General features: G+C 69.8%; 27 protein-coding genes and 1 pseudogene. 10 read left to right on the plus strand and 18 right to left on the minus strand.

The window, feature by feature from the left end; translation table 11 throughout:
- Positions 1-44 precede the first annotated feature (44 nt).
- The gene (locus ACWGST_RS11835) at positions 45-2,327 is read right to left on the minus strand and encodes a polyribonucleotide nucleotidyltransferase (protein WP_452046864.1); all 2,283 of its coding nucleotides are present in this window, start codon (positions 2,325-2,327) and stop codon (positions 45-47) included.
- A 381-nt stretch (positions 2,328-2,708) separates the two neighbouring features.
- Here ACWGST_RS11835 and ACWGST_RS11840 point away from each other — a divergent pair, with 381 nt between their 5' ends.
- Positions 2,709-2,900, plus strand: coding sequence for a DUF5302 domain-containing protein (locus tag ACWGST_RS11840; RefSeq protein ID WP_452046865.1), 192 nt, complete (start codon positions 2,709-2,711; stop codon positions 2,898-2,900).
- A gap of 103 nt (positions 2,901-3,003) precedes the next feature.
- Positions 3,004-3,210 (plus strand): dodecin family protein, encoded by a 207-nt coding sequence (locus tag ACWGST_RS11845; protein ID WP_452046866.1) that lies wholly within the window; start codon positions 3,004-3,006, stop codon positions 3,208-3,210.
- A gap of 127 nt (positions 3,211-3,337) precedes the next feature.
- On the opposite strand, the gene ACWGST_RS11850 is transcribed toward ACWGST_RS11845, so the two are convergent.
- The 3 genes from ACWGST_RS11850 to ACWGST_RS11860 form a co-directional block, all read right to left on the minus strand.
- Positions 3,338-3,967 (minus strand): FMN reductase, encoded by a 630-nt coding sequence (locus ACWGST_RS11850; protein ID WP_452046867.1) that lies wholly within the window; start codon positions 3,965-3,967, stop codon positions 3,338-3,340.
- A gap of 1 nt (position 3,968) precedes the next feature.
- A complete protein-coding gene (locus ACWGST_RS11855; protein ID WP_452046868.1) occupies positions 3,969-5,132 on the minus strand; it encodes an LLM class flavin-dependent oxidoreductase in 1,164 nt (387 codons plus the stop codon).
- 161 nt (positions 5,133-5,293) lie between these two features.
- Positions 5,294-6,802, minus strand: coding sequence for a M28 family metallopeptidase (locus ACWGST_RS11860; protein WP_452046869.1), 1,509 nt, complete (start codon positions 6,800-6,802; stop codon positions 5,294-5,296).
- Positions 6,803-6,998: 196 nt separating this feature from the next.
- Here ACWGST_RS11860 and ACWGST_RS11865 point away from each other — a divergent pair, with 196 nt between their 5' ends.
- Complete coding sequence (locus ACWGST_RS11865; RefSeq protein ID WP_452046870.1) at positions 6,999-7,796, plus strand: glycosyltransferase family 2 protein; 798 nt, start codon at positions 6,999-7,001, stop codon at positions 7,794-7,796.
- A gap of 25 nt (positions 7,797-7,821) precedes the next feature.
- Here ACWGST_RS11865 and ACWGST_RS11870 read toward each other — a convergent pair whose 3' ends face one another.
- Positions 7,822-8,679, minus strand: a complete 858-nt coding sequence (locus ACWGST_RS11870; protein ID WP_452046902.1) for an alpha/beta fold hydrolase — start codon at positions 8,677-8,679, stop codon at positions 7,822-7,824.
- Positions 8,680-8,892: 213 nt separating this feature from the next.
- Between ACWGST_RS11870 and ACWGST_RS11875 the strand changes: the two genes are divergently transcribed.
- Positions 8,893-9,270 carry a thioredoxin family protein gene (locus tag ACWGST_RS11875; protein ID WP_452046871.1) on the plus strand — a complete coding sequence of 126 codons (378 nt, stop codon included), beginning with the start codon at positions 8,893-8,895 and terminating at the stop codon, positions 9,268-9,270.
- 33 nt (positions 9,271-9,303) lie between these two features.
- On the opposite strand, the gene ACWGST_RS11880 is transcribed toward ACWGST_RS11875, so the two are convergent.
- Genes ACWGST_RS11880 through ACWGST_RS11895 form a run of 4 tightly spaced genes read right to left on the minus strand, consistent with a single transcriptional unit; the run spans position 9,304 to position 13,138 of the window.
- Positions 9,304-9,918 (minus strand): hypothetical protein, encoded by a 615-nt coding sequence (locus ACWGST_RS11880; protein ID WP_452046872.1) that lies wholly within the window; start codon positions 9,916-9,918, stop codon positions 9,304-9,306.
- A gap of 58 nt (positions 9,919-9,976) precedes the next feature.
- Positions 9,977-10,864 carry an LLM class flavin-dependent oxidoreductase gene (locus ACWGST_RS11885; protein ID WP_452046873.1) on the minus strand — a complete coding sequence of 296 codons (888 nt, stop codon included), beginning with the start codon at positions 10,862-10,864 and terminating at the stop codon, positions 9,977-9,979.
- A gap of 26 nt (positions 10,865-10,890) precedes the next feature.
- Entirely contained in the window at positions 10,891-12,093 is a 1,203-nt protein-coding gene (locus tag ACWGST_RS11890) for a trans-sulfuration enzyme family protein (protein ID WP_452046874.1), read from the minus strand.
- Between the two features lie 31 nt (positions 12,094-12,124).
- Positions 12,125-13,138, minus strand: a complete 1,014-nt coding sequence (locus ACWGST_RS11895) for an EamA family transporter (protein ID WP_452046875.1) — start codon at positions 13,136-13,138, stop codon at positions 12,125-12,127.
- A 104-nt stretch (positions 13,139-13,242) separates the two neighbouring features.
- On the opposite strand from ACWGST_RS11895, the gene ACWGST_RS11900 reads away from it, so the two are divergent.
- On the plus strand, positions 13,243-13,788 hold the full coding sequence (locus ACWGST_RS11900) for a CGNR zinc finger domain-containing protein (protein WP_452046876.1): 546 nt from the start codon (positions 13,243-13,245) through the stop codon (positions 13,786-13,788).
- A gap of 93 nt (positions 13,789-13,881) precedes the next feature.
- Here ACWGST_RS11900 and rpsO read toward each other — a convergent pair whose 3' ends face one another.
- Both rpsO and ACWGST_RS11910 read right to left on the minus strand, forming a co-directional pair.
- Complete coding sequence (rpsO, locus tag ACWGST_RS11905; RefSeq protein ID WP_344293628.1) at positions 13,882-14,151, minus strand: 30S ribosomal protein S15; 270 nt, start codon at positions 14,149-14,151, stop codon at positions 13,882-13,884.
- A 131-nt stretch (positions 14,152-14,282) separates the two neighbouring features.
- Complete coding sequence (locus tag ACWGST_RS11910; protein WP_452046877.1) at positions 14,283-15,275, minus strand: NAD(P)-dependent alcohol dehydrogenase; 993 nt, start codon at positions 15,273-15,275, stop codon at positions 14,283-14,285.
- Positions 15,276-15,320: 45 nt separating this feature from the next.
- Between ACWGST_RS11910 and ACWGST_RS11915 the strand changes: the two genes are divergently transcribed.
- The 3 genes from ACWGST_RS11915 (at position 15,321) to ACWGST_RS11925 (ending at position 16,525) form a co-directional block, all read left to right on the plus strand.
- Entirely contained in the window at positions 15,321-15,515 is a 195-nt protein-coding gene (locus ACWGST_RS11915) for a hypothetical protein (RefSeq protein WP_452046878.1), read from the plus strand.
- Between the two features lie 68 nt (positions 15,516-15,583).
- Positions 15,584-15,937, plus strand: a complete 354-nt coding sequence (locus tag ACWGST_RS11920) for a DUF488 domain-containing protein (protein WP_452046879.1) — start codon at positions 15,584-15,586, stop codon at positions 15,935-15,937.
- A gap of 132 nt (positions 15,938-16,069) precedes the next feature.
- Entirely contained in the window at positions 16,070-16,525 is a 456-nt protein-coding gene (locus ACWGST_RS11925; RefSeq protein ID WP_452046880.1) for a CHRD domain-containing protein, read from the plus strand.
- Positions 16,526-16,532: 7 nt separating this feature from the next.
- On the opposite strand, the gene ACWGST_RS11930 is transcribed toward ACWGST_RS11925, so the two are convergent.
- Together ACWGST_RS11930 and ACWGST_RS11935 are read right to left on the minus strand one after the other, a co-directional pair.
- The gene (locus ACWGST_RS11930) at positions 16,533-17,399 is read right to left on the minus strand and encodes a CPBP family intramembrane glutamic endopeptidase (RefSeq protein ID WP_452046903.1); all 867 of its coding nucleotides are present in this window, start codon (positions 17,397-17,399) and stop codon (positions 16,533-16,535) included.
- A gap of 40 nt (positions 17,400-17,439) precedes the next feature.
- Positions 17,440-18,330 (minus strand): hypothetical protein, encoded by an 891-nt coding sequence (locus ACWGST_RS11935; protein WP_452046881.1) that lies wholly within the window; start codon positions 18,328-18,330, stop codon positions 17,440-17,442.
- 143 nt (positions 18,331-18,473) lie between these two features.
- Here ACWGST_RS11935 and ACWGST_RS11940 point away from each other — a divergent pair, with 143 nt between their 5' ends.
- Both ACWGST_RS11940 and ACWGST_RS11945 read left to right on the plus strand, forming a co-directional pair.
- A complete protein-coding gene (locus tag ACWGST_RS11940; protein WP_452046882.1) occupies positions 18,474-19,517 on the plus strand; it encodes a M4 family metallopeptidase in 1,044 nt (347 codons plus the stop codon).
- A gap of 77 nt (positions 19,518-19,594) precedes the next feature.
- Positions 19,595-19,744, plus strand: a pseudogene (locus tag ACWGST_RS11945) (protealysin inhibitor emfourin); the annotation flags it as partial.
- Positions 19,745-19,766: 22 nt separating this feature from the next.
- On the opposite strand, the gene ACWGST_RS11950 reads toward ACWGST_RS11945, so the two are convergent.
- The 5 genes from ACWGST_RS11950 to ACWGST_RS11970 form a co-directional block, all read right to left on the minus strand.
- Entirely contained in the window at positions 19,767-20,522 is a 756-nt protein-coding gene (locus ACWGST_RS11950; protein WP_452046883.1) for a lysoplasmalogenase, read from the minus strand.
- A 109-nt stretch (positions 20,523-20,631) separates the two neighbouring features.
- On the minus strand, positions 20,632-21,003 hold the full coding sequence (locus ACWGST_RS11955; RefSeq protein WP_056658140.1) for an FKBP-type peptidyl-prolyl cis-trans isomerase: 372 nt from the start codon (positions 21,001-21,003) through the stop codon (positions 20,632-20,634).
- A gap of 258 nt (positions 21,004-21,261) precedes the next feature.
- A complete protein-coding gene (locus ACWGST_RS11960) occupies positions 21,262-21,666 on the minus strand; it encodes a DUF779 domain-containing protein (protein WP_452046884.1) in 405 nt (134 codons plus the stop codon).
- 13 nt (positions 21,667-21,679) lie between these two features.
- A complete protein-coding gene (exaC, locus tag ACWGST_RS11965) occupies positions 21,680-23,203 on the minus strand; it encodes an acetaldehyde dehydrogenase ExaC (RefSeq protein WP_452046885.1) in 1,524 nt (507 codons plus the stop codon).
- Between the two features lie 155 nt (positions 23,204-23,358).
- Positions 23,359-24,648 carry a GAF domain-containing protein gene (locus tag ACWGST_RS11970; RefSeq protein WP_452046886.1) on the minus strand — a complete coding sequence of 430 codons (1,290 nt, stop codon included), beginning with the start codon at positions 24,646-24,648 and terminating at the stop codon, positions 23,359-23,361.
- Between the last annotated feature and the right edge of the window lie 61 nt (positions 24,649-24,709).

Consider the following 24,709-nt stretch of genomic DNA (forward strand, 5'->3'; position numbering starts at 1 on the left):
CCGATCGATCGGCCACGGGGCATCCGCTGTGCTACGACTGCGACTTACGCGTCGACGCCCTCTGCGGGCTCTTCGGCGTGCGTGCCTGCGGTCTCGCGACCGTTGGTGTCGGCGTCGTCGGCCAGCACCGGGGCGAGCGAGAGCTTGCCGCGGTCGTCGATCTTCGTGATCTCGACGAGGACCTTCTGGCCGACGCCGAGCACGTCTTCGACGTTCTCGACGCGCTTGCCACCGGCGAGCTTGCGCACCTCGCTGATGTGGAGCAGGCCGTCTTTACCCGGGAGCAGCGAGACGAACGCGCCGAACGCCGCGATCTTGACGACGGTTCCGAGGAACTGCTCGCCGACCTCGGGGTTCGTCGGGTTCGCGATCGCGTTGACCTGGGCGCGGGCGGCCTCGGCCGAGGGGCCGTCGGTCGCGCCGATGTAGACGGTGCCGTCCTCCTCGATGGAGATGTCGGCGCCGGTCTCGTCTTGAATGGCGTTGATCGTCTTGCCCTTCGGGCCGATCAGCTCGCCGATCTTGTCGACGGGGATCTGCACCGAGATCACGCGGGGCGCGGTCGGGGCCATCTCGTCGGGGCCGTCGATGGCGGCGTTCAGCACAGCGAGGATCGTCGTGCGGGCGTCCTTCGCCTGCGTCAGCGCGCCGGCGAGCACCGAGGCGGGGATGCCGTCGAGCTTCGTGTCGAGCTGGATCGCGGTGACGAACTCGCTCGTGCCGGCGACCTTGAAGTCCATGTCGCCGAGCGCGTCTTCGGCACCGAGGATGTCGGTGAGCGCCGCGTAGCGGGTCTCGCCGTTCACCGTGTCGGAGATGAGGCCCATCGCGATGCCGGCGACGGGTGCGCGCAGCGGCACGCCCGCGTTCAGGAGCGCGAGGGTCGAGGCGCAGACCGAGCCCATCGACGTCGAGCCGTTGGAGCCGAGTGCCTCGGACACCTGTCGGATCGCGTAGGGGAACTCCTCGCGCGTGGGCAGCACCGGCACGAGCGCGCGCTCGGCGAGTGCGCCGTGCCCGATCTCGCGACGCTTCGGCGACCCGACGCGACCGGTCTCACCGGTCGAGTAGGGCGGGAAGTTGTAGTTGTGCATGTAGCGCTTCTTGGTGACCGGGCTCAGTGAGTCGATCGACTGCTCGAGCTTCAGCATGTTCAGCGTCGTGATGCCCATGATCTGGGTCTCGCCGCGCTGGAAGATGGCCGAGCCGTGAACGCGGGGAACGACCTGCACCTCGGCGTCGAGCGGGCGGATGTCGGCGAGCCCGCGGCCGTCGATGCGCACACCCTCTTCGAGCACGCGCGTGCGCATGACCTTCTTGGTGACCGACTTGTAGGCCGCGGAGACCTCGGCGTTGGCCGACTCGGGCAGCTCGCCCGCTTCGACCTTGGCCGCGACGTGCTCCTTGACGCGAGCCTTGAGTGCGTCGTCGGCGTCTTGACGCTCGACCTTGCCGGCGATCTTGTAGACGTCCTTGAGCTCGGCGCTCGCGAACGCCTCGACGGCCGCCTTGACCTCGGCCTGGTACGGCGGGAACGTGGGGTAGTCGGCAGTCGGCTTCGCGGCGGTCTTGGCGACCGACTGCTGCGCCTCGACGAGCTGCTTGATGAAGGACTTCGACGCTTCGATGCCCTGCGCGATGACGGCCTCGTCGGGCTTGATGCCACCGGCCTGGATGAGGTTCCACGCGTTGTCGGTCGCCTCGGCCTCGATCATCATGATCGCGACGTCTTGCGAGCCGTCGGCCTCGGTGACCACGCGACCGGCGACGACCATGCTGAACACGGCCTCTTCGATCTGCGAGTACTTCGGGAACGCGACCCACTGGCCGTCGATGAGGGCGACGCGCACGCCGCCGACCGGGCCCGAGAACGGCAGGCCCGAGAGCTGGGTCGAGAGCGACGCGGCATTGATGGCGAGCACGTCGTAGAACTCGTCGGGCTCGATCGCGAGCACGGTGACGACGACCTGCACCTCGTTGCGGAGGCCCTCGACGAACGAGGGGCGGAGGGGCCGGTCGATCAGACGGCAGGTGAGGATCGCCTCGGTCGAGGGGCGGCCCTCACGACGGAAGAACGAACCCGGGATGCGACCGGCGGCGTACATGCGCTCTTCGACGTCGATCGTGAGCGGGAAGAAGTCGAAGTGTTCTTTCGGCTGCTTCGAGACCGAGGTCGCCGAGAGCAGCATGGTCTCTTCGTCGATGTAGGCGACGGCGGAACCCTGCGCCTGCTGCGCGAGTCGGCCGGTTTCGAAGCGGATCGTGCGGGTGCCGAACTTGCCATTGTCGATGACGGCTTCGGCGAACGTGATTTCAGGACCTTCCAAGAGGTCGTCTCCTTTGTTTACCGTCGCACCCCGTGTGGGCGCGACTCATCCAGAGGAGCAGGAACAGGCAATACGAATCGCAAGGTCTTGCGTTCACGCTGGCCACCAGTAGAAGTCCACCAAACCCGGTTTGGTAATCCACCACAGGGGACCAGCTTCCTGCCGGCCTGCTCCAAGCGATCGCCCGCACGAAGCGCACGGGCAACCTGCTGCCATGTTAGCAGAGCGTCCGTTTTTCGCCGTGTGAACAGCCCGCGAACCGTGGATGTCGCGTGGCGGGCATGCCCGGCACGCTCCCGTCGTGCGCGAGCGTGCAGCATCCGTGCCGGTCTGTCGTGGATCCGTGCCGGTGCGTCGTGGATCCGTGACAGACTCGAACGCATGAGTTCCGACGAGCAGACCAGCCAGGGCCCGTCCGACGAGGCGAAGCGCAAGTTCCGCGAGGCCCTCGATCGCAAGAACACCGCGGCGAAGAAGCGCTCGGGCGAAGCCCACCTCGACGGTGGCGGCGCGGCGCAGCACACACAGGGTCCGGCCGACCACAAGCGCGAGTTCCGCCGCAAGAGCGGCTGATCGGCACTCACTCCCCCCGCGGTGGTCGCAGACCCTCGCTTTCCGCTCGCCCGTGGCGCAAGATGGGTCTCGTACGCACGTACATCATTCGAGGGGGAATGCCATGTCATCCGTCGCACGTGTCACCACCATCACCGTCCGCTCGGAGACGGGCTTCGACGACGCGGTCGCCGCGGGCGTCGCCAGGGCGTCGGAGACGCTGCGCAACGTCACCGGGGCCTGGGTGAAGGAGCAGAAGGTCGAGGTCGCCGACGGTGCAGTCACCGCCTGGTCGGTCACGCTCGAAGTGACCTTCGTGCTCGACGATTGAGGCCAGCGGCGCCCGCTCGTCCGCCGAGTGTTGACGCTCAGGGGTCGGTAGCGGTTCGCGGCGACATCAATCGGCGCGCAACGTCAACACTCGGCGGAATGAGGGTGGCTGCCGGCGGGCGGCCCGTCTACTCCCCCGTGAGGCCGCCGATGAGGTGGCCGAAGGGGCGGTCGAGCGCGAACGGGTCGCGAACGGTCGCCGACCGGTCGCTCGCGGCGACGAGCGCGGCGAGTTCCCTCGACGCCCGTTCGATGCGCGCCGGCAGCGTCTTGACGCTGTCGGCCGACTCGCCCCAGTCGCCGGTGGCGGCGAACACGCCCGTCGGTGCGACGACGGCGTGCAGGTAGGTGAACATCGGCCGCAGCGCGTAGTCGAGCGCGAGCGAATGCCGCGGGGTGCCGGCGGTCGCGCCGATCACGACGGGCAGACCATCGAGCGCGCCACTGTCGATCACGTCGAAGAACGACTTGAAGAGCCCCGAGTAGCTCGTCGTGAAGATCGGCGTGACGGCGATGAGCCCGTCGGCGCCGGTCACCGCCTCGATGACCGGCTCGAGCTTCGGGCTCGCGAAACCCGTCAGCATGTGGTTCATGATGTCCGTCGCGACATCGCGGAGCTCGAAGGTCTCGACGGTCGTGTCGATGCCCTCCGCGGCGAGCTTCGCGACGGTGGCGTCGCTGAGCTTGTCGGCGAGCATGCGCGTCGACGAGGGTTGGCTGAGACCGGCCGAGACGACGGCGAGGGTGCGGGTGGTCATGTCACGCTCCCTTCACGGCGGCAGCGCCGAATGCGGCGCCCTTCGGCGCCTCGATGCGCTCACCGGCGTTCGCGGCGCCCTCGATGCGCGCAGCGTTTCGTGCACTGACGAGCGAGTCGTGGGTCGGGGCATCCGGAACCGTCTCGGGGCGGTTCTTCGCGAACTCGCGGCGCAGCACCGGCACGACCTCCGATCCGAGCAGGTCGAGCTGCTCCAGCACGGTCTTCAGGGGCAGGCCGGCGTGGTCCATGAGGAAGAGCTGGCGCTGGTAGTCGCCCACGTAGTCGCGGAAGCCGAGCGTCTTGTCGATGACCTCCTGCGGGCTGCCGACGGTGAGCGGGGTCTGCGAGGTGAACTCCTCGAGGCTCGGGCCGTGACCGTAGACGGGCGCGTTGTCGAAGTAGGGGCGGAACTCGCGCACGGCGTCCTGCGAGTTCTTGCGCATGAACACCTGGCCGCCGAGTCCGACGATCGCCTGCTCCGCCGTGCCGTGGCCGTAGTGCTCGAAACGCTGGCGATACAGCGCGATCATGCGCTGGGTGTGCGAGGCGGGCCAGAAGATGTGGTTCGCGAAGAAGCCGTCGCCGTAATGCGCGGCCTGTTCGGCGATCTCAGGGCTGCGGATCGAGCCGTGCCAGACGAACGGGGGCACGTCGTCGAGCGGGCGCGGCGTGGACTGGAAGCCCTGCAGCGGCGTGCGGAACTGGCCCTCCCAGTCGACGAAGTCCTCGCGCCACAGGCGGTGCAGCAGCGCGTAGTTCTCGATGGCGAGGTTGATGCCCTGGCGGATGTCCTTGCCGAACCACGGGTACACGGGGCCCGTGTTGCCGCGGCCGAGCATGAGGTCGACCCGGCCGTCGGCCACGTGCTGGAGCATCGCGAAGTCTTCGGCGATCTTCACGGGGTCGTTCGTCGTGATGAGCGTCGTCGAGGTCGTCAGCTGGATCTTCGACGTCTTCGCCGCGATGTAGGCGAGGGTCGTGGTCGGTGACGACGAGAAGAAGGGCGGGTTGTGGTGCTCGCCGAGCGCGAAGACGTCGAGGCCGACCTCTTCGGCATGCTGAGCGATGGTCAGCACATCGGTGATGCGCTCATGCTCGCTCGGCGTTCGGCCCGTCGTCGGGTCTTGCGTGATGTCGCTGACGGTGAAGATTCCGAACTGCATGTGCGCTCCTGAGCGGTTCTGTCGTGATGATCGGTATTGCATACATTTGCATACAGATATCAGAACGGATGTCTCCCGCACACTATTCCCGATCGCGCACACCTCTTGACGCCGAAGGCGGGGGCGCCACCGGCACCCCCGCCTCCGCCGTTCGCTGCGACTCAGCTCACGGTGCCGCGCGGCCCGGCCGGTGCCGGCAGGTTGAGCCCGCCGGGCACGTTCGCGCCGACCACGCCGTTGACCGACTCCGTGGAATAGGAGTACGCGAGCACGGCGAGCGCGATCGCGTCGGCGTTCACGCCGAGCGCCTCGAGGTTCACGTTGTCGAGGTCGTCGCACGCCTCGTGGTAGCACGGGTCGTACGACTCGTCGGCCACGCCGCCCCAGATCGCCTGCTGCTCAGCGGTCTTGATGACCTCGGCGCCGGTGAACGGGCCACCCGCCGGGATGCCGTTGCGGATGAAGGCGTCGTAGTCGCTGCGCCCGCTGAACTCGGCATCGTCGTAGGGCTGACCGACGCTCGTGAAGTAGCTCTCGAAGAGGTCCTCGATCTGCACGGATCCCTCGGGAACCACGACGGGTGCCGGGAAGCCCGACTCGTCGCCGTCGTACACCATGAAGATGTAGTTGGGCGAGGCGATCATGTCGAAGTTGAGGTAGAGGGCGATGCGCTCCTTCTCTGCATCGCTGAGCCCCGCCACATACTCCTCGGAACCGATCAGGCCGCCTTCCTCGGCGCCCCACCAGGCGAGACGCACCGTGTTCTGCGGCTTCACCTTCGACATGCTCTGAGCGATGTCGAGCAGGGCGGCGGATCCGCTGCCGTTGTCGTTGATGCCCGGGCCCGCCTGCACCGAGTCGAGGTGCGCTCCAGCCATGACGACGTTGTCGTCGTTGACGCCGGGCAGTTCGGCGATGATGTTCTTCTGCGGGCGCTGCTCGGGCGCGGGCACGAACACCCGGGCCGTCGAGCTCGGCTGCGAGAGCGAGACGCCCTGCTCGTAGCTCGCGCCGACGACCGGGATGCCGACGACATCCGACCCGCCGAGCGTGCCGACGATCAGGCCCATGCGGTCATCGGTGGCCGCGTTGCCCTGGTTGAAGATGATCACACCGAGCGCCCCTGCGGCCTCGGCATTCAGCGCCTTGTCGCCGAAGGGGCACGCGCCGCGCTGGATGAGTGCGATGGAGCCCGCCGGCATGCCGGCGAAGTCGGCCGCCTCGCAGCCGCTCGTACTGGCGTTGCCGAGCCCGAGCTGGATGTCGACCGGCCAGACGGGCGCGCTCAGGTCACCCGGACCGCTGCCGGTGTACGGACCGGTCGGGTAGGTCGCGTCGATCGGCGTGAGCTGCTGCAGCTCGGACGGGCCGACGAAGGTGAAGTCGAATTCGTCGATCGAGACCTGCCAGCCTGCGGCCTCGAGCTCGCCGACCACGTACTCGACGCTCGCCTCGTAGCCGGGAGTGCCGGCGGCACGAGTGCCTCCGTTGGCGTCGGCGATCGCCTGCAGCGCCTCGAGGTGCTCCATCGCGCCGTCGGCACCGACGCACTCGAGCAGCTTCTGCACCTTGTTGTTGGTGCGGTTCTCGCACCCTGCTCCGCCGGGCGCGGCGACTGCGCCGCCTGCGGGCACGAGCGCCAGTCCGGCGATGGCCGCGGTCGCGATCACCAGCGTGCGGGCGCGTTTCGAAAGTGTTGCAGTGGGTACATCGTCTCCCCTTCCGTGCCGGTTCGTCACCATTGACCCCCGGTCGTGGGCCAGCATATTGGGTGGTCTCGGCCGCCGAACAGCCCTCGTGGCGGATCGACCGCACGACGCAGCTTTCGAGCGTGACACGACACGTGCGGTGGCTAGACTCGCCGTGATGGGTACGATTTCGGTCATCATCCCCAGCCTCGACGACGCGGACTTCCTCGTCGAGTGCCTCGACGCGCTCGCCGCTCAGACGCGACTCCCCGACGAGGTCGTCGTCGTCGACAACGGGTCGGCCGACGACACCGCCGAGGTCGCGCGCGCGGCGGGGGCGCGGGTGGTGCACGAGCCACGACGCGGTATCTGGCCGGCGACGGCCGCCGGATTCGACGCGGCATCCGGTGATCTGCTCGCCCGGCTCGATGCCGACTCGGTGCCGTTCCCCGGCTGGCTCGCCGAAGCCGAGCGTCGCATGGCCGCGCCCGACCGGCCCACCGTCGCGACGAACGGCGGCACCTTCTACGGCCGCAACGCGCTCGTGCGGTGGATCGCCCGCAACCTGTACATCGGCGGCTACTTCACGGTGATCGGGCCGCTGCTCGGGCATCCCCCGATCTTCGGTTCGAACTACGTGCTGCGCGCCGATGCGTGGCGGCAGTTGCGTGACATCGTGCACCGCGACCGTGCCGACCTGCACGACGATCTCGACCTCTCGTGGTGGATGCAGCCCGGCATGACGGTCGTGCGCGACCGACGGCTCGTGGTCGGCGTCTCCGCACGGCCGTTCGACAGCGTCGGCGGGCTCGCCCGGCGGGTTCGCATGGCCTTCCACACCATGTCGGTGGAGTCCCGGGAGTGGCCGCCACTGCAGCGGCGCGCCGATCGGCGCCGCGCGCCGGTCTGGGTCTGGGAGGCCGAGACGGGCGACGCGCCGTCGGCCGAACCCGACGCCGACGGCGCTCCGGCATAGGCGCGCGAGCGCTTCGGCGTCGGCGCTACGGCGTGTATTCGGTCTCCGCGTAGAGGGCGAGCAAGTCGCGCACGAGTTGATGCGGCGCCGTCTCGCACGGGCTGTGACCGGAGGGATACACCGCGAGGCGCGCGCCGATCTCGCGGGCGAACCGTTCGTGCAGCTCCCGCGGCCAGAGATCGTGCTCCCCCACCGCCACGAGCTTCGGAATCTCCACGGCGGCGAGCTCGGTCCGGCGGTCGGGGGTCGCCATCATGAGGGCGATCATGTCGTCGACGCTGTCGCGCCGGGTCAGCGCGAAGCGTTCGCGTACGAACTGCAGTCGTCGCGGCGGCACCCGGTTGAGGTTGTTGCGGATGCCCCACAGCATGAGCGCGGCACCCTGTCGCGGGGTCGTGAACGAGCTGATCGCCCCGATGCGCTTGACCCCGCGGAAGCTCTGACCAGGCTCGGGCGGCGCGCTCATCAGGGTGAGGCTCGCGAAGAGCTCGGGGCGCTCGAGCAGCGCGAGCTCGGCGAGCGTGCCCGCGAAGCTGTAGCCGAGCACGTGCGCAGGCGCCGCGCCGTCGCCGAGCACCGCGAGCAGGTCGTCGAGGAAGAGACGTTCGTCGTAGCGCTGCCGCGGAGGATCGAGGTTCCAGGGACCGGCGCGCCACGACTCGTACTGGCCGGCGAGGTCGAACGACTCGACCCGGTAGCCCGCGTCCGCGAGCAGCGGCATGACGAGCACGAAGTCCTCTTTCGACCCCGTGGCGCCCGGCACGAGCACGACGCGCGGGCCTGCGGCGGCGCCGAGCGCGACGCGCGCGAGTTCTCCGCTCGGCGCCGCGAAGTCTGAACGCACGGTGCCCTGGGGAAAGGCGCGCCAGTCTAGATCGGGGATCGCCTCGTCGGCACGCTGCGCCTCGTCGAGCGCGACCTCGGGCTCCGGCGGCGTGCCGGCGACCGGGCCGCGCCGACGGAATGAACCGAGCGCGCCTCCGAATGCGACCACGACTTCACGATAGCCCGCGCCTGACGCTCGCGCCTCGCGCCTCGCGCCTCGCGCACAGCGAACACCGGGCGCGCGTACAGGCCGCGCACGTAGGCTGGCGGCATGGCTACCGTTGCGCTCACCCTTGACACCTTCGAGAAGACCATCCTCGAGGGCGGCACCGTCTTCGTCGACTTCTGGGCCGGTTGGTGCGGCCCGTGCCTGCAGTTCGCCCCGAACTACGAGGCTGCGGCCGAGGCGAACCCCGACATCACCTTCGCCAAGGTCGACACGGAAGACCAGCAGCAGCTCGCGGCGGCCATGAACATCACGTCGATTCCGACGATCATGGCCTTCAAAGACGGCATCGGCGTCTTCGCCCAGGCCGGCGCCCTGCCTCGGCCCATGCTCGACGAGCTGATCTCGCAGGTGAAGGGCCTCGACATGGAGCAGGTGCGCGCCGACCTCGCCGAGCAAGAGGCCGAAGAGGCCTCGGCCTGAGTCGAAGCGCCCGCCGCCGCCGACGCCAACGCGTCACCCCGCGGCCGGCTCCTCGAGGCGGGCGAGCCCGCTGAGGTCGAGTTCGACCCCGAACGGCCGTGAGGCAGCCGTCACGAGTGCCGGCACCCGCACGTAGCGGCCCTGCCCGCGCAGGCCGTCGAGCAGCTCGCGCCAACGGTCATCGGCCGCCTGGGCGAGGAACCCCGCATGGCGGGGCCGGTCGCCGCCGACGAGTTGCACGCCGATGCGATAGCGCCGCGACAGCCATCGGCTCGCCCGCGGCACGAGCACGGCCTGCTGTTCGGCGCCGCCGTGCAGGCGCGCAAGCTCGATCGCGGCCTGATGCCGGTGCGTGTCGGCGACCGGCACGACCGTGCGCACCTCGCGCTCGACGCGGGGCACGTCGACGAGTTCGAGTCCGTCGAGCGTCGAGAGATCGCCCCACCGGTCGGGGTTCGCGCGCTGCGACCCGCGCACGACGCCGACGACGAGCCAGGCGATGGCCGCCACGAGCACCACGAGGAACGGCCAGAACAGCCACGGCGGGGCATCCGGTCGCACGAACCCCGTGATCAGCAACAGCACGACCACGACGATGAACGGGAACAGCTCCCACGCGAGCAGCGGCTTCGAACGGGGTGCGGCCATGTGCTTCAGGCTATCGCGGGCAGGATGCCGCGGCTCACGCTCACTCGCACCGGATCGGTCACCGCAGCCCGGGCAGCAGCGCGGCCACCTCGTCGAGCACGGACTCGTCGCCCGCGTAGAGGCCATGCTCTCGCGGCCAGTGCGCGACGACGTCGGTGAAGCCGAGTTCGGCCGCCCGCCCGACGGCGTCTTCGAAGGCGGCTGCGCTCTCGAGGCTGTAGCGCGGCTCGGAGTCGAGCGAGAGGATGCGGTCGAGGCTCGAGACGTCTCGCCCGAGTGCGGCGCACTCCTCGTCGAGTCGCGCGCTCAGCTCGGCCAGGCGCCGCCACCAGGCGTCGGTGTCGTCGACGGTGCCGCCGGTCGTCACCCAACCGTCGCCGATGCGCGCCGCCAGGGCGAGCGACTTGGGCCCCTCTGCGGCGACGTGCAGGGTCGTGCGCGGGTGCCGCGCCGACTCGCCGACCATGCGGGCTCCGGATGCCGCGAACCACTCGCCCTCGAACGAGATGCCGTCTGACCCCGGCCGCTCGAAACGCAGCAGCACGTCGAGCGCCTCGGCGAACTCCACGAAGCGGTCGAAGCGCTGTCGCGGCGTGAGCTCGGGCTGGCCGAGCACGAAGGCGTCGAACCCCGTGCCGCCCGACCCCACCCCGAGCAGCAGTCGGCCGCCCGAGATCTGGTCGAGTGTCGCGGCATCCTTCGCGAACGGCACGGGATGCCGGTAGTTGGGGCTCGCGACGAAGGTGCCGAGCCCGATGCGCTCGGTGACCATCGCGGCGGCCGTGAGCGTCGGCACGGTCGCGTGCCAGCGTTCGCCCGCGAGACCCCGCCACGAGAGGTGGTCGTACGTCCACGCGTGGTCGAAGCCCAGCGCTTCGGCGCTGCGCCAGTGACGGGCGGCCTCGGGCCAGTCGTACTGCGGAAGGATGATGACGCCGAATCGCATGACCCGAGTCTATGAGCGAGGCCGGGTCAGCCCGCGAGCGGCCCCACCACGGCGTCGAGCGCCTGCCGCAGGTCGGCGATCAGGTCGTCGGCGTCTTCGAGGCCGATCGAGAAGCGCAGGTGCCCGTAGCGCTTGAACCCGTCGGGATAGAACGCCACGCGTGGCCCCGTCGTGCCGACGTGCACGATGAGCGACTCGTCGTGCCCGAGCGAGACCGCCGAGGTGACGATGCCGAGCGCCGCGACGAAGGCGTTCTGCACCTCGGGCCCGCCGTCGACCGCGAACGACATCATGCCGCCGAACGCCCCGCCGAACTGCGACGTGGCGAGGTCGTGCTGCGGGTGCCCTGCGAGACCCGGGTAGGCGACGAAGGCGATGCGCGGGTCGGCGTCGAGCGCCTCGGCGACGCGCAGCGCGGTCGCGAAGGTCTGGCGCAGGCGCAGCGGCAGCGTCACCGAGCCGCGCATGATGAGCCACGCGTTGAACGGGCTGATGACGCCGCCGACGTCGACCATGGCGTCAGCCTTGAGCCTCGCCACGAGCTCGCGGCGGCCGGTGACGGCGCCGCCCATGGCATCGCCGTGGCCGTTGATGTACTTCGTGAGCGAGTGCACCGAGAAGTCGGCACCGAGGTCGAGCGGGCGGAAGAACGGCGGCGGCGTGAACGTCGAATCGACGCTCAGCAGCGCACCCGCGTCGTGAGCGATCTGCGCGACGGCCGCGACATCCGTCACCTTGGTCGTCGGGTTCGCGATCGCCTCGATGTGCACGAGTCTCGTGTTCGGCCGCACGGCCGCCCGCACCGCGTCGAGATCGCTCGTGTCGACGAAGTCGGCCTCGATGCCGTACTTCTCGGGCAGGAGCTCGGTGAACAACCGGTAGATCGCCTCGTACGAGACATCCGACACGATCACATGGTCGCCCGACTTCAAGAAGGTGAAGAAGACCGCGTGCAGCGCCGCGACGCCGCTCGCGAGCACGACCGAGTCTTCGCCGTGCTCGAGCATCGCGAGCTTCTGCTGCAGTCCGATCTGGTTCGCGCCCGTGTTGCGCGTGTAGATCGGCGTCTCGGTGCCCGACCAGCTCATCGTCGACGGGTCGTCGGGCAGCGCGTACGAGTTCGCCATGACGATCGGCGTGCGGATCGCTCCCGATCCGCCGTCGACGGCGTTGCCGGCGTGCACCGCCTGGGTCGAGTCGGCGAGATCGGTCAGGTCGGCGCGGGTCATGACGTCGACGCTACGCCCGCCGGGCGTCGTGTTACGGCGAATGGCGGTGCGCCGTCGACGAACGGCCGGGATCGGCGGGTGCGGTGCCGGCTTCCGCGGGCACCGGCACCAGGTCGATGTCGAGGGCGACGGATGCCGCGTCGCGAGGTCGCTCGAAGCGCACGAGCACGATGCCGCCGAGGATGAGCAGTCCGCCGAGCCCCTGCAACGGCGAGATGGCCTCGCCGAGCATGAACCACGCGACGACCGCGGCGAAGATCACCTCCGAGAGTCCGACGAACGACGAGAGCCGCGTGCCGAGCATGCGGATCGCGGCGATGCCCGCGACATAGGCGAACGCCGTCGAGACGAGACCGACCGTGAGCACCGGCGCCCACCACGGCGCGATCGTGCCGAGGTACGGCACGTCGACGAAGCTCGCGGCGAACGGCACGACGCCGACGAGTCCGAGGGCGCCCAGTGCGATGGCGCCCACCACGAAGCCGGCCGCCGCGAGGGCGATCGGCGGCACCGAGGCATCCGCCCGCTCGCCGAGCACGTAGTAGACGCAGACGCCGACCATCGCGACCCCCGCGAGCAGCAGGCCGACCACGTCGAGACCGCCGCCGCCCGGGCCGATCACGAGCCAGAGGCCCACGATCGCGAAGACCGAGCCCGCGATGACGACGAACTGCGGCGCGCGACGCTGACGCGCCCACGCGACGAGCACGAGGGCGACCGGCGCGAGGTACTCGATGAGCAGGGTCGTGCTCACGGGGATGAGCGTGATCGAGGCGTAGAACGCGACCTGGGTGCCGACGACGGCGATGAGCGAGTAGGCGAGCACGGTCCACCGGGCGCGCCACAGTGGGCGCAGGTCGAACCGCAGAGCGATGAGCCCCGGCACCACGAGCACGATCGCGGCCGTGCCGATGCGCGCGAACACGGCGGCGCCCGGCGACCAGCCCGACTCGAGCAGCGGCTTGACGACCGCGCCGCCCGCGCCGAAGGCGAACGCCGCCGCGAGGGCGAGCCCGATGCCGAGGATGCCCTTCGAACCGCGCATCCGCGTCTCCTTCAATCGGCCGGGTGTGGTGCGTGCCGCCGGCCATGTCATGACCGAACGACGTTATGCTCGTGACAGTACTGCCAACGGATGTCAGGAGTCAAATGATTTTCACCGATGACACGATCGCGGCCCTGGGCTTCGTCGCCGCACTGGCCGACACCGTGCCCGCGGCATCCGAATCGGGCCTCGACGAACTCTCGACACCCGCGCAGCTCGCCGCGGTGCTCGACGACTGGTGGTACTCGGGCCGGCGCGACGGCACCGCCGCCGAAGTCGCCGAGGTGGCCGCCGCACGCGACCGGCTGCGGGCCCTCTGGCGGCTCGACCGTGACGACGCCGTCGTCGAGGTCAACGCGATCCTCGACGAATCCGGCGCCCTGCCCCGGCTCGTGCGCCACGACGACCTCGACTGGCACGTGCACGCGACCAGCAGCGACGCGCCGCTGTCCGAGCGCATCCTCGTCGAGGCGGCCATGGCGTTCGTCGACGTCATCCGCGCCGACGGCACGGACCGCCTGCGCGTCTGCGAGGCCGACGACTGCGAGGGCATCTACGCCGACCTCTCGAAGAACGCCTCTCGCCGGTTCTGCAGCACGCGCTGCGGCAACCGCATGGCCGCCCGTGCGCGCCGGGCGCGTATCGAATAGCCCGGGAATGACGAAAGCCCCCGGCCACAGACGTGGCGGGGGGCTTCCGCAAGAAGTTCGCGGTTTCTTCGAGAGCCGCAGAGACGACTCTGCTTAGCGGCGCAGGCCGAGACGCTCGATGAGCTTGCGGTAGCGCGTGATGTCGACATCGGCGAGGTAGCCGAGCAGACGACGACGCTGACCGACGAGAAGGAGCAGGCCACGACGCGAGTGGTGGTCGTGCTTGTGCTCTTTCAAGTGCTCGGTGAGGTCTTTGATTCGCTTGGTGAGAAGCGCGATCTGAACCTCGGGGGAACCAGTGTCACCGGGGTGCGTCGCGTACTCTTCGATGATCGCCTTCTTGACGTCTGCTTCGAGTGCCATAGATGGGATCCCCTCTCTCTTCGTTGCGCGCTGCCCGTGGCCGAATGCCTGGGCTCTCTTTGTGCGCGGCCGTCATGACGGCAACCTCAATACTCTACCAGAGCGGATGCCTCGTGGCCGACCCCGCTCGCTCAGCCGACCTCGATCACGGCCTTGCCGAGCACAGCGCCCGATCTCAGGCGCGCGAGCTGCTTCGGCACCTGCTCGAGCGGGTGCGGGCCGTCGATGACCGCCCGCAGTGCCCCGGATGCGGCGAGGGCCGCGAGATCGGGCAGGTCGCGATTCGGCACCGCGGCGAGCAGCCCGACGTGCCCACCGGCCCGCGCACCGGCCGCGAGCACCTGGGCGATGCGGCGCGGGCTGCCGCCGATGTAGACCGCACGACCCCCCTCGGCGAGCAACGCACGTGCCTGCGCCGGAGGCAGCGCCCCGACCACGTCGAGCACGAGGTCGAAGGGCTCGCGCGGCTCCTGCGCGTCGCCCACGCCCGTGGCCACGACATCGGCTCCGAGCCCGTCGAGCGCGTCGAGCTTCCACATCGCCCGCTCGACGGCGGTCAGGTGCGCCCCGCCGCGCTTGGCGAGCTGGATCGCGAAGGTGCCCACTCCGCCGCCGGCGCCGACGATCAGCACCCGACGCCCGCGCAGCGAACCGACCGTCGATCCGCTCGGGGCGACGGCATCCGCGCCGCCGAGCGCCTGCCACGCCATGCTCGCGGCCTGCGGCAGCGCGGCGGCCGTCAAGTCGTCGAGCCCGGCCGGACGCGGCACGAGGGCATCCTCGCGCGCGACGACCACCTCGGCGAAGCCGCCCCAGCCGGATGCCGAGAGCTCGCCGAAGACGGCCTCGCCGACGCGGTGCCGGGTCACGCCCGACCCGACGGCGATGACGACGCCGGCGACATCCGAACCGATCACCCGATGTTTCGGGCGGAACGGCGCCGCAAGACGCACGAGCGTCGCACCGGTCGCAAGGTCGACGTCCCACGAGTTGAGCGAGACCGCGGCGACGCGCACCGCCACTTCCCCGGCGGCCGGCCGCGGCTCGGCGAGCTCGGCCAATCGCATGACCCGTTCCGGCGGGCCGTATCGGTCGAGCACGATCGCGCGCATGCGCAGCATCATCTCACCTTGCTTGCGGCGCGGCCGCCGGTGCGCGAAGCTGCACGCATGCGAAAGCCAGTTCTCGTCGCGATCGGTGCGCTCGTCGCCATCATGGGCGTGGTCTTCACGCTCCAGGGTGTCGGACTCATCGGCGGCAGCGCCATGACCGGCTCCACGTTCTGGGCGATCCTCGGGCCGATCATCGCGCTCCTCGGCGTCGCCCTCGTCGTCGTCGGCCTTCGGAGCGGCCCCAAGGGCTGAGTCGGCCAGCGCCACGGTGCCTCGACCTTTCGATGCTCACAGGGCACACTGGCCGTATGGCCTACGCGATGAAGCGAATCTACGACGCGGTCGAACCTTCAGACGGCTTCCGGGTGCTGGTCGACCGATTGTGGCCCCGCGGGGTCTCGAAGGAGCGTGCCGACCTCGACCTCTGGCTGAAAGACATCGCTCCCTCGGCCGATCTGCGCAAAGAGTGGCACCACAACCCCGAGCGCCACGACGAGTTCGTGGCTCGCTACGTCGCCGAACTCGACGCCAATCCCGCCACCGACGAGCTCCTCGCTCTCGGCGGCGCGCACGACCACGTCACGCTCTTGTACTCGTCGCACGACCCGAGCGTCAACCACGTCGCGGTGATGCTCGGGTGGCTGCGCGATCACGGGGCTGCCGTCGAGGACTGATCCGTCTGAGCGCCGGGGCGAATGACGGAGACCGAGGCGTCGGCTCCGCCACCAGACTCCGTGGTTCTCGTCTTGCGGCGCCGAAACGGCGGGCGTAGCCTGCGAACCGATCGCAGGAAGTGAGCAGACATCATGATCACGACTCGACGAGCGCGCACTGCAGCGCTCACCTTGGCCGCCATCGCCGCACTCACCTTCGCCGGCGCGGGCGCCGCGCAGGCGAAGCCGCCGGGAACACCAGCGATCCCGCTCAACAACGAGCAGGAAGCGCAGACGACCGGCGCAACCGGCGGGGCACGGGGATTCTTCGCCTACACGATCGATGACGGCGAATTCTGCTACACGCTCGAGGTGTCGGGCCTCACCACCGGCGCCGTGGCGGCGCACGTGCACCTCGGCCCGCGCAACGTCGCCGGCCCCGTCGTCATCCCGATCCCGGTGCCGAACTCGACGAGCTTCGAGGTCTCCGCCTGCACGATGCCCGCCTCGACGTTGCTCGACGCGATCACGGCGAACCCGAAGGCGTACTACGTCAACGTGCACACGCCGATGTTCCCGGGCGGCGAGGCGCGCGGCCAATTGAAGTAACGGCGCCCTACGGCGCCAGCAGGAAGATCGCCGGCCATCCCGTGTGCGCGTACACGATGACCGCGAACACCACGGCGTCGAAGAGCATGTGCACGACGAACACGTACGTGAGCGACTTCGTGAGCTTGAACGTGTACCCCTGGATCAGCGCGAACGGGATCGTGAGCAGCGGCCCCCACGACTGGTAGCCGAGCTCCCACAGGAACGACACGAACACGATCGACTGCAGCAGGTTCGCCTGCCACGCCGGAAAATGCCGGCGCAGCAACGTGAACACCGTGCAGATGAAGAAGAGCTCGTCCCACGTGCCGACCGCGCCGACCCCGACGAAGAGGCGCGCGATCGTGTCGGGCTCGGTCACGGTCGGCCAGTTCTGGTAGACACCCGAGCTGATGAAGTAGAACGGCAGGATCAGCCAGCCGGCGAGCGTCACGAAGATCAGGTAGAGCCACTGCGTGCGAGTCCAGCGGCGACCGGTGCGCCACGGGAAGCGGATGACGCGCTCGCGGTACACGTATCGCGAGATGACGTAGGGCACGAGCACGGCGAGCCCGAGCACGACCGCGAAGCGCACCATTCCCTCGTCACTGAGGTCGGCCTTGAGCGAGACCGTCGAGATGATGACCTGGCCGATCGCGATGAGCGCGAGGTCGGCGGCGAGCCGCTCGGTGCGGCCCGAGCGGTCGCAGATCCAAGCCGCGACGAGGCCCGCCGCGAGCATCGCGTAGCCGGCGATCGGCACCATGAACCCGAAGAGCGCGACCGCGGCACCGCAGACGAGCAGCGCCGGCACAAGCGCGATGGGGTGCGTTCGCAATTGCGGCAGGGCGGTGGATGCCGCGGGGCCCGCGCCCGGCGCCCGGTGCTCGTTCATCCGCTGCATCCGTTCGTCGGCGACATCGGCCACGCTCCGTCTACTCGCCATCGCCGAGCGTGCCGCGGCGCACGGCGTCGACCCACTTCGCGAGGAACACGGCGCCCGCCTCGTCGTGGATGAGCTCGCCCGCGGTCAGCACCGGGTAGCGGGTCGCGGGCACGCCGTCGGCCGGGCGCACGTCGACATGCCGCACCGACTCGCCGCGGTCGGCCAGCCACTCCGACATCGCATAGTCGGTGCGCGAGTCGCCCATCGTGCGCCAGTGCAGCGGGCGGATGCCGCGCTCTTCGAGCAGTTCGACCGCGCGCGCCGCCCCGAGGTCTTTGCCGAGGCGCACCGACTCCACATCGGTCGAGATGATCGTCGGGTCGATGCGCCAGTGCACCCGCCCCGCGGCATCCGGTCGCTCATGTCCTTCGCGAACCGTGCCGAACCCGTGCGCGGCGAGAACCTCGTGCGCGTGGTCGTCGACGCCCGACTGCGCCGCGAGATAGGCGTCGGATGCCACGTGCACATGCTGCTCGACCGAGACCATCGCCCGCTTGGTCTCGTCGAAGAACCCGAAGTCGTCGAAGAAGGTGCCGACGTAGTCGCGCATGGCGTCGGAGAACTCGACCGGTATTGCGAGCTCGTGGTCGACGTGCACCTCGCCCAGACCGTCGGTGCCGATCGCAGCCCAGACCGCGCCCTTCTCGCAGATCGCCCAGACGGGGGCGCCCGGCTCGAGACCCGCGGCGAGCAGCGGCGGCACGACCTGTTCGGCGATGAACGCGTCTGAGCGGCCCGTGTTGAAGACGACGGGGTTGCCGGCGTTCGCAAGCGCCGCGAGGTCTCGGGCGATCGACGGAATCGCGATCGACCGCGTCACCGGGCTCGCGATGGGGCCGTCGACGTCGAGCAGCAGGCCGAGAAGCGGGGTGGTGGTCACGGTTCCAGCCTACGGGCGCGCGCGACCGGCCACCTCGTCGGCGCGTGCCGGTCTCGTCGGCGCAGTGCCGGTCTCATCGGCGCGGTACTGGTCTCATCGGCGCGGTACTGGCCGATGTCGCCGGCAGGTGCGAGCATCGATCCATGCAGCAGATCGTGCCTCCCTACCTGCTCGACCGCATCGCCCAGACCGCCGGGCCGCGCTTTCCCCTCGCGGCCGAGGCGGCCCGTCGCGCCCTGCTGCGCGAGCCCCCGGCGCGACTCGGCGTCGGGCCGCTGCCCGAGCTGCCGAGCGTGCTGCCCGACGCCCCGTCGAAACCCGACCGCCGCATCTCCGACGCAGAGGGCCGAGAGAAGCTGCCGGGCCGCCTCGTGCGCCGCGAGGGCGAGCGCGCCACGGGCGACGAATCCGTCGACGACGCGTACGACGGCCTCGGCGACACGCATCGCATGTTCGACCGTGTCTTCGGGCGCGACTCGATCGATGGCGCCGGCATGCCGCTCGAGGCCACCGTGCACTTCGGCGACAAGTACGACAACGCCTTCTGGGACGGCGAGCGCATGGTGTTCGGCGACGGCGACGGCGAGATCTTCCGGGGGTTCACCGGCTCGCTGAGCGTCATCGGCCACGAGCTCGCCCACGGCGTCACCGAGCACACCGCGAAGCTGCGGTACCAGGGGCAGTCGGGGGCGCTCAACGAACACATCTCCGACGCCTTCGGGGCGCTCGTCGAACAGTACGCGCTCGGTCAAGACGCCGAGGCGGCGAGCTGGCTCATCGGCGAGGGCGTCTTCACCGACGAGGTGCAGGGGCGGGCGCTGCGCTCGATGCTCGAGCCCGGCACGGCCTACGACGACGACGTGCTCGGGCGCGACCCGCAGCCCGGCCACATGCGCGACTACATCGAGACCGACGACGACAACGGCGGGGTGCACCTGAACTCGGGCATCCCGAACCGGGCGTTCGCCCTCGCGGCCGTCGAGCTCGGCGGCTTCGCGTGGGAGCACGTCGGTCGCATCTGGTACGACGTGCTCACCTCGGGGCGGCTGCCCGAGCGCGCCGACTTCGCCCTGTTCGCGGCCGAGACCGTGCGGGCGGCCCGCGAACGCTACGGGCGCGACAGCCGTGAAGAGCGGGCCGTCGCGAACGGCTGGTCGGCCGTCGGCATCGAGGTGCCGCGCGAGTAGCCGGCCGCTGCGCACGACCGCGGGAGTACCATCGCCACATGGACGTCATCGTGTCCCGCAGCGGTGGTCTCGCGGGAATGAGGCTCACCTGGGAAGTTCGCGTCGACGAACAGCCCGACCCCGACGAGTGGTACATCCTCATCGACGAGATCCCGTGGGGCCAGCCGCCGCCGTTGCCGCCCGAGCCCGATCGCTACGTCTACGACATCCGATGCGAGCCGCACAAGGCGACGCTCGCCGAGCGTCAGCTCACGGGGCCGTGGCGTCAGCTCGTGGATCGGGTGCAGAAGACGACGGATCCTGAGCGGCACGGCCCGAACCGATCGACGTCGAGCCCCGCGGCACCGCGCCCATCGACGCCGAGCCCATCGACGCCACGACGCCCCAAGCGATGAGCCCCTGGGCCGCCAGATAGGTCGACATGACCACGAAATCGTGGGGCGCGAACTCGTAGCCGGGCAAGAACCTGCCGATCGCGAGCACCGAGTCCGACACGATGAAGAACGCGCCGCCGAGCGCGATCCACCTCCCGTGCAGCGAGGCGCACACCGCCATCATGCCGATGGCCGCCGCGTAGAGCACGATCGGCGCGGCGAGCACGCCGGCGTGAGGCAGCAGCAGGCCGAGCACGACGATCATCCACGCCCAGTAGAGGTACGACCAGGCCGGCGGGTGACGGCGGCCGCGCGGCATCCGCAGGAAGAGCACGATGTAGACCACGTGCGCGAGCAGGAACGAGCAGAGCCCGGCCACGAACCATCCGTCGCCCGGGAAGGAGAGCAGCACATCGCCGCCCCATGAGAACGCGATGCCCGCCAGCAGCATCGGGGCCGGCGCCCGCAACGGCCGCACGACGAGCACGACGGCGAGTGCGAGCAACGGCATCAGCAGGGCCTTCGTCGCTGTCACGCTCCACGCCGGGCCGAGGTATTGCAGCACGAGGTGCAGGGCCGAAACGACGAGGTACGGGGCGAACGCGATGAAGGGCGAACGGATTCGGGTCACGGGTCGCGCCTCTCGGAGATCGGACTTCGGGCTCTCGAATGGTAGCCGAGGCGGAACGAGCGAGGGCCGCCGGCATCCGCCGACGGCCTTCGTGCACGAGTGATCGAGCTCAGCTCACGCCGAGCAGGTCGATCACGAAGATGAGCGTCTTGCCCGAGAGCTGGTGGCCGCCGCCCGCGGGGCCGTAGGCCTGCTGCGGGGGCACGGTGAGCTTGCGGCGGCCGCCGACCTTCATGCCGGGGATGCCCTCTTGCCAGCCGCTGATGAGCGCCTGGAGCGGGAAGTTGATGGACTGGCCGCGACCCCACGAGGAGTCGAACTCCTCGCCGCTGTCGTACTCGACGCCCAGGTAGTGCACGTCGACGGTCGAGCCGGGCTGCGCCTCGGCGCCGTCGCCGACGACGATGTCTTCGATCACCAGCTCGACGGGGGCCGGCCCCTCGGGAGCGTCGATCTCGGGCTTGCTGTTGGTATCGGTCATGGGTCAAGTTGAACAGGTTCGCGGCGTCGTCGCAATCGTGGACACCCGTCCACCTTGGTCTTGCGCTGACTGCGAACACGTTGCAGTCTGGAATTCGAGAACTCGTCGCCCCGTAGAGATGTCGGCCATGCCACACCACAGGGCGGCGAGTTTCTTCGTGTCGCGGGAGCGGCGACGTCGAAACGGATGCAGGCGGCATTCGCCGCCCCGTGGCGGGGGTTTGATGGGGTCGCGGGGTCAGGGGTCGGTTCGGTGCGGTCACATGAGGCGCGACCTGATGAGGAACCGCACCCCCTCGGGCGCCTCCACCGAGAACCCGCTGCCTCGGCCGGGCACGACGTCGACGGTGAGGTGGGTGTGGCGCCAGTACGCGAACTGCTCGGCCGACATCCAGAACGGCACGACGCGTTCGAGAGCAGGGTCGAAGGCGAGCTCGCCGAGCAGCACGTCGGCATCGCTCGTGATGAACTCCCCGGCGGGATAGCACATCGGCGAGCTGCCGTCGCAGCACCCGCCCGACTGATGGAACATGAGGGGCCCGTGCTTCAGCCAGAGTCGATCGAGGAGGTCGGCCGCCGCGGGTGAGAGCTCAACCCGCGGCGACGCCTCCCCCGCGATCGTGATCGACGCGACCACACGGCCGGCGATCCTCTCGAGGGACATCGGTTCGTTCCGATCAGAAGAACCCGAGCGGGTTCTCGTTGTAGCTGACGAGCAGGTTCTTGGTCTGCTGGTAGTGGTCGAGCGCGAGCTTGTTGTTCTCCCGCCCGATGCCCGACGACTTGTAGCCGCCGAACGCGGCACCCGCCGGGTACGCGTGGTAGTTGTTCACCCAGACCCGACCGGCTTGGATGTCGCGGCCGGCGCGATAGGCCTCGTTGCCGTTGCGACTCCAGACACCGGCGCCCAGCCCGTAGAGGCTGTCGTTGGCGATCGAGATGGCGTCGTCGTAGTCGGTGAAGCTCGTGACGGCGACGACAGGGCCGAAGATCTCCTCCTGGAAGAGCCGCATGCGGTTCTGGCCTTCGAAGATCGTGGGCTGCACGTAGTAGCCGCCGCTCAGATCGCCGCCGAGATCGGCCCGCTCGCCGCCGAGCAGCAGTTTCGCCCCCTCCTGCTTGCCGATGTCGATGTAGCTGAGGATCTTCTCGAGCTGGTCGTTCGACGCCTGCGCGCCGACCTGCGTCTCGGTGTCGAGCGGGTTGCCCTGCTTCGCGAGCTTCGTGCGCTCGATCGCGTCGTCGAGGAAGGTGTCGTAGATCGATTTCTGGATGAGCGATCGACTCGGGCAGGTGCAGACCTCGCCCTGGTTGAACGCGAACAGGCTGAAGCCCTCGAGCGCCTTGTCGTAGAACGAGTCGCGGCGATCCGCGACGGACTCGAAGACGATGTTCGGGCTCTTGCCGCCGAGCTCGACGGTCGAGGGGATGATGTTGTTCGAGGCGTATTGCATGATCAGTCGACCAGTCGTGGTCTCGCCCGTGAACGCGATCTTGCGGATGCGGTTCGAGGTCGCGAGCGGCTTGCCGGCCTCGATGCCGAACCCGTTGACGACGTTCACGACCCCCGGCGGAACGAGGTCGGCGATGAGCTCCATGAGCACGAGGATCGAGGTCGGGGTCTGCTCGGCGGGCTTCAGCACGACGGCGTTGCCTGCGGCGAGCGCGGGGCCGAGCTTCCACACCGCCATCAGCAGTGGGAAGTTCCACGGGATGATCTGCCCGACGACGCCCAGCGGCTCCTGGAAGTGGTAGGCGACGGTGTCTTCGTCGAGCTGGGTGAAGCTGCCCTCCTGCGCGCGGATCAGGCTCGCGAAATAGCGGAAGTGATCGGCGGCGAGCGGCAGGTCGGCGTTCAGCGGCTCGCGGATCGACTTGCCGTTGTCCCAGGTCTCTGCGACGGCGAGCCGTTCGCGGTGCTGGTCGATACGGTCGGCGATCGCGTTCAGGATGCCCGCGCGGTGCGCGGCACTCGTGCGGCCCCACGCGGGTGCCGCCCTGTGCGCCGCGTCGAGTGCGGCTTCGATGTCGGCGGCGGTGCCGCGGGCGACCTCGGTGAACGCCCTGCCGTTGACTGGCGAGATGTTCTCGAAGTACGCGCCCTCGACGGGCTTCACCCACTCGCCGCCGATGAAGTGCTCGTATCGGGGTGCGAACTCGATCAGTGCGCCGGCGGTGCCGGGCGCGGCATACACGGTCATCGTGTGCCTCCAGTGACGTCATTGTCGGATGCCCCGGATCCGGGGCCGACATCACGGTAGGTCGACGAGGGTTGCCGCGTGGTTGCCCCAAGGTTGCAGTCGCGTTGCGACGAGCGGATGCCACGGCATCCGCTCGGCTCGAACGCCGCGAGCCGTCAGGCGAACCGCTCGAGGTGCGCCACGACCGACGCCCGCTTCGGCGAACGCGGCGGGAGCACGGCGAGGCAGGCGCGCCAGACCTCGGGATCGTGCCGCGCCTCACGCTCGGCGTATGCGAGCAACAGGTCGGGAGCGGCGTCGGCGAGCATCGACTCGCGAAGACGACCGGCGAGCTCCTCGCGGATGTCGACGATTCCGGGCGCGATCGAGGCCGGGAGCACCGGCCCCTGGTACCGTTCGAACGCCCGCCGCAGCGAGCCCTGCCCGATCAGCCGCATGACCGTCGCAGCGTCGACCGCGAGCGGTTCGGCGAGCCGATACGGGCGCGACTCGAGGCTGGGCAGCCCCGCTATCTCGAGCACTCGCCGCAGGCGCACGAGCTCGGCGCGGAGGGTCACCGGCGAGGCGCCCGACTCGTACAGCAGGTCAGCGAGCCGCTCGGCGCCGAGGCCGCGCGGGTGCCACGCGAGCAGGGCGAGGAGCTCGGCGTGCCGCGGACTCAGCTCGTGGCCGCTGTACCTCGGACGGTGTTCGCCGAGCACGGTCAGCTCGGCAGGTTCGGGCCGCTCGCGGGCGCCCCGCGAGCGGCGGGTCGAGGTCTGCGTCGCAGCCCGCGCCGCGGTCTCGAGCTTCGCGATGCGCAACTGCGCCTCGACGGCGGCGACCGTGGCTGACACGAGCGAGAGGGTGTGCGGCGCGACCGCGTGGTCGGTGCCCGTGATGTCGATCACCCCGAGCAACGCCCCCGTCTCAGGATCGTGCACGGGGGCGGCGGTGCAGCTCCACGCGTGCGCCAGACGGTTGAAGTGCTCGGCGCCGCGGATCTGCACGGCCCGGTCGAGCTCGACGGCGGTGCCCGGCGCACTCGTGCCGACCATCGACTCCGACCAGTCGGCGCCCGCGACGAACAGCATGTCCTCCGCACGGCGGCGCAGGCCCGCATCGCCCTCGACCCACAGCAGACGGCCGCGCTCGTCACCGACGGCGACGATCAGCCCCGCGTCATCCGCCCCCTCGATGAGGAGCCGTCGGATGATCGGCATCATGGGGGCGAGCGCGTGCCTCGCCCGGTAGCCGTGGAACGCGTCTTCGCCGAGGTCGAGGCCTGGCAGCGCACGGTCCGGATCGATCGCCCCGCGAAGTGCCCGCTCCCACGAGTCGCGTACCACCGGCCGAAGGGTGAATGGGGTCGATCCGATCGTGATCACGTCGTCTTGGGCACGCTGCAACGCGTCGCGCAGGTCGTTGCCGGCGAATGCCGAAACGCGCCGCCGCGGCTCGGGCATGCCGCCTCCGATCGCCGTCAATCCGGATACGACCAGCATAACCGCGCCCGGCCGACGAGCA

This window comes from Agromyces sp. NPDC055520 (assembly GCF_053619715.1).

Bases quoted from the DNA above. Each gene is read 5' to 3' on its own strand.
- ACWGST_RS11930 (WP_452046903.1), bottom strand. From the start codon at position 17,399: ATGAACGAGCACCGGGCGCCGGGCGCGGGCCCCGCGGCATCCACCGCC.
- ACWGST_RS11855 (WP_452046868.1), bottom strand. From the start codon at position 5,132: ATGCAGTTCGGAATCTTCACCGTCAGCGACATCACGCAAGACCCGACG.
- exaC (WP_452046885.1), bottom strand. From the start codon at position 23,203: ATGACCGTGTATGCCGCGCCCGGCACCGCCGGCGCACTGATCGAGTTC.
- ACWGST_RS11865 (WP_452046870.1), top strand. From the start codon at position 6,999: ATGGGTACGATTTCGGTCATCATCCCCAGCCTCGACGACGCGGACTTC.
- ACWGST_RS11840 (WP_452046865.1), top strand. From the start codon at position 2,709: ATGAGTTCCGACGAGCAGACCAGCCAGGGCCCGTCCGACGAGGCGAAG.
- ACWGST_RS11920 (WP_452046879.1), top strand. From the start codon at position 15,584: ATGAAGCGAATCTACGACGCGGTCGAACCTTCAGACGGCTTCCGGGTG.
- ACWGST_RS11910 (WP_452046877.1), bottom strand. From the start codon at position 15,275: ATGATGCTGCGCATGCGCGCGATCGTGCTCGACCGATACGGCCCGCCG.
- ACWGST_RS11970 (WP_452046886.1), bottom strand. From the start codon at position 24,648: ATGCCCGAGCCGCGGCGGCGCGTTTCGGCATTCGCCGGCAACGACCTG.
- ACWGST_RS11940 (WP_452046882.1), top strand. From the start codon at position 18,474: ATGCAGCAGATCGTGCCTCCCTACCTGCTCGACCGCATCGCCCAGACC.
- ACWGST_RS11850 (WP_452046867.1), bottom strand. From the start codon at position 3,967: ATGACCACCCGCACCCTCGCCGTCGTCTCGGCCGGTCTCAGCCAACCC.
- ACWGST_RS11890 (WP_452046874.1), bottom strand. From the start codon at position 12,093: ATGACCCGCGCCGACCTGACCGATCTCGCCGACTCGACCCAGGCGGTG.
- ACWGST_RS11925 (WP_452046880.1), top strand. From the start codon at position 16,070: ATGATCACGACTCGACGAGCGCGCACTGCAGCGCTCACCTTGGCCGCC.
- ACWGST_RS11960 (WP_452046884.1), bottom strand. From the start codon at position 21,666: ATGTCCCTCGAGAGGATCGCCGGCCGTGTGGTCGCGTCGATCACGATC.
- ACWGST_RS11885 (WP_452046873.1), bottom strand. From the start codon at position 10,864: ATGCGATTCGGCGTCATCATCCTTCCGCAGTACGACTGGCCCGAGGCC.
- ACWGST_RS11900 (WP_452046876.1), top strand. From the start codon at position 13,243: ATGATTTTCACCGATGACACGATCGCGGCCCTGGGCTTCGTCGCCGCA.
- ACWGST_RS11875 (WP_452046871.1), top strand. From the start codon at position 8,893: ATGGCTACCGTTGCGCTCACCCTTGACACCTTCGAGAAGACCATCCTC.
- ACWGST_RS11895 (WP_452046875.1), bottom strand. From the start codon at position 13,138: ATGCGCGGTTCGAAGGGCATCCTCGGCATCGGGCTCGCCCTCGCGGCG.
- rpsO (WP_344293628.1), bottom strand. From the start codon at position 14,151: ATGGCACTCGAAGCAGACGTCAAGAAGGCGATCATCGAAGAGTACGCG.
- ACWGST_RS11880 (WP_452046872.1), bottom strand. From the start codon at position 9,918: ATGGCCGCACCCCGTTCGAAGCCGCTGCTCGCGTGGGAGCTGTTCCCG.
- ACWGST_RS11915 (WP_452046878.1), top strand. From the start codon at position 15,321: ATGCGAAAGCCAGTTCTCGTCGCGATCGGTGCGCTCGTCGCCATCATG.
- ACWGST_RS11845 (WP_452046866.1), top strand. From the start codon at position 3,004: ATGTCATCCGTCGCACGTGTCACCACCATCACCGTCCGCTCGGAGACG.
- ACWGST_RS11955 (WP_056658140.1), bottom strand. From the start codon at position 21,003: ATGACCGATACCAACAGCAAGCCCGAGATCGACGCTCCCGAGGGGCCG.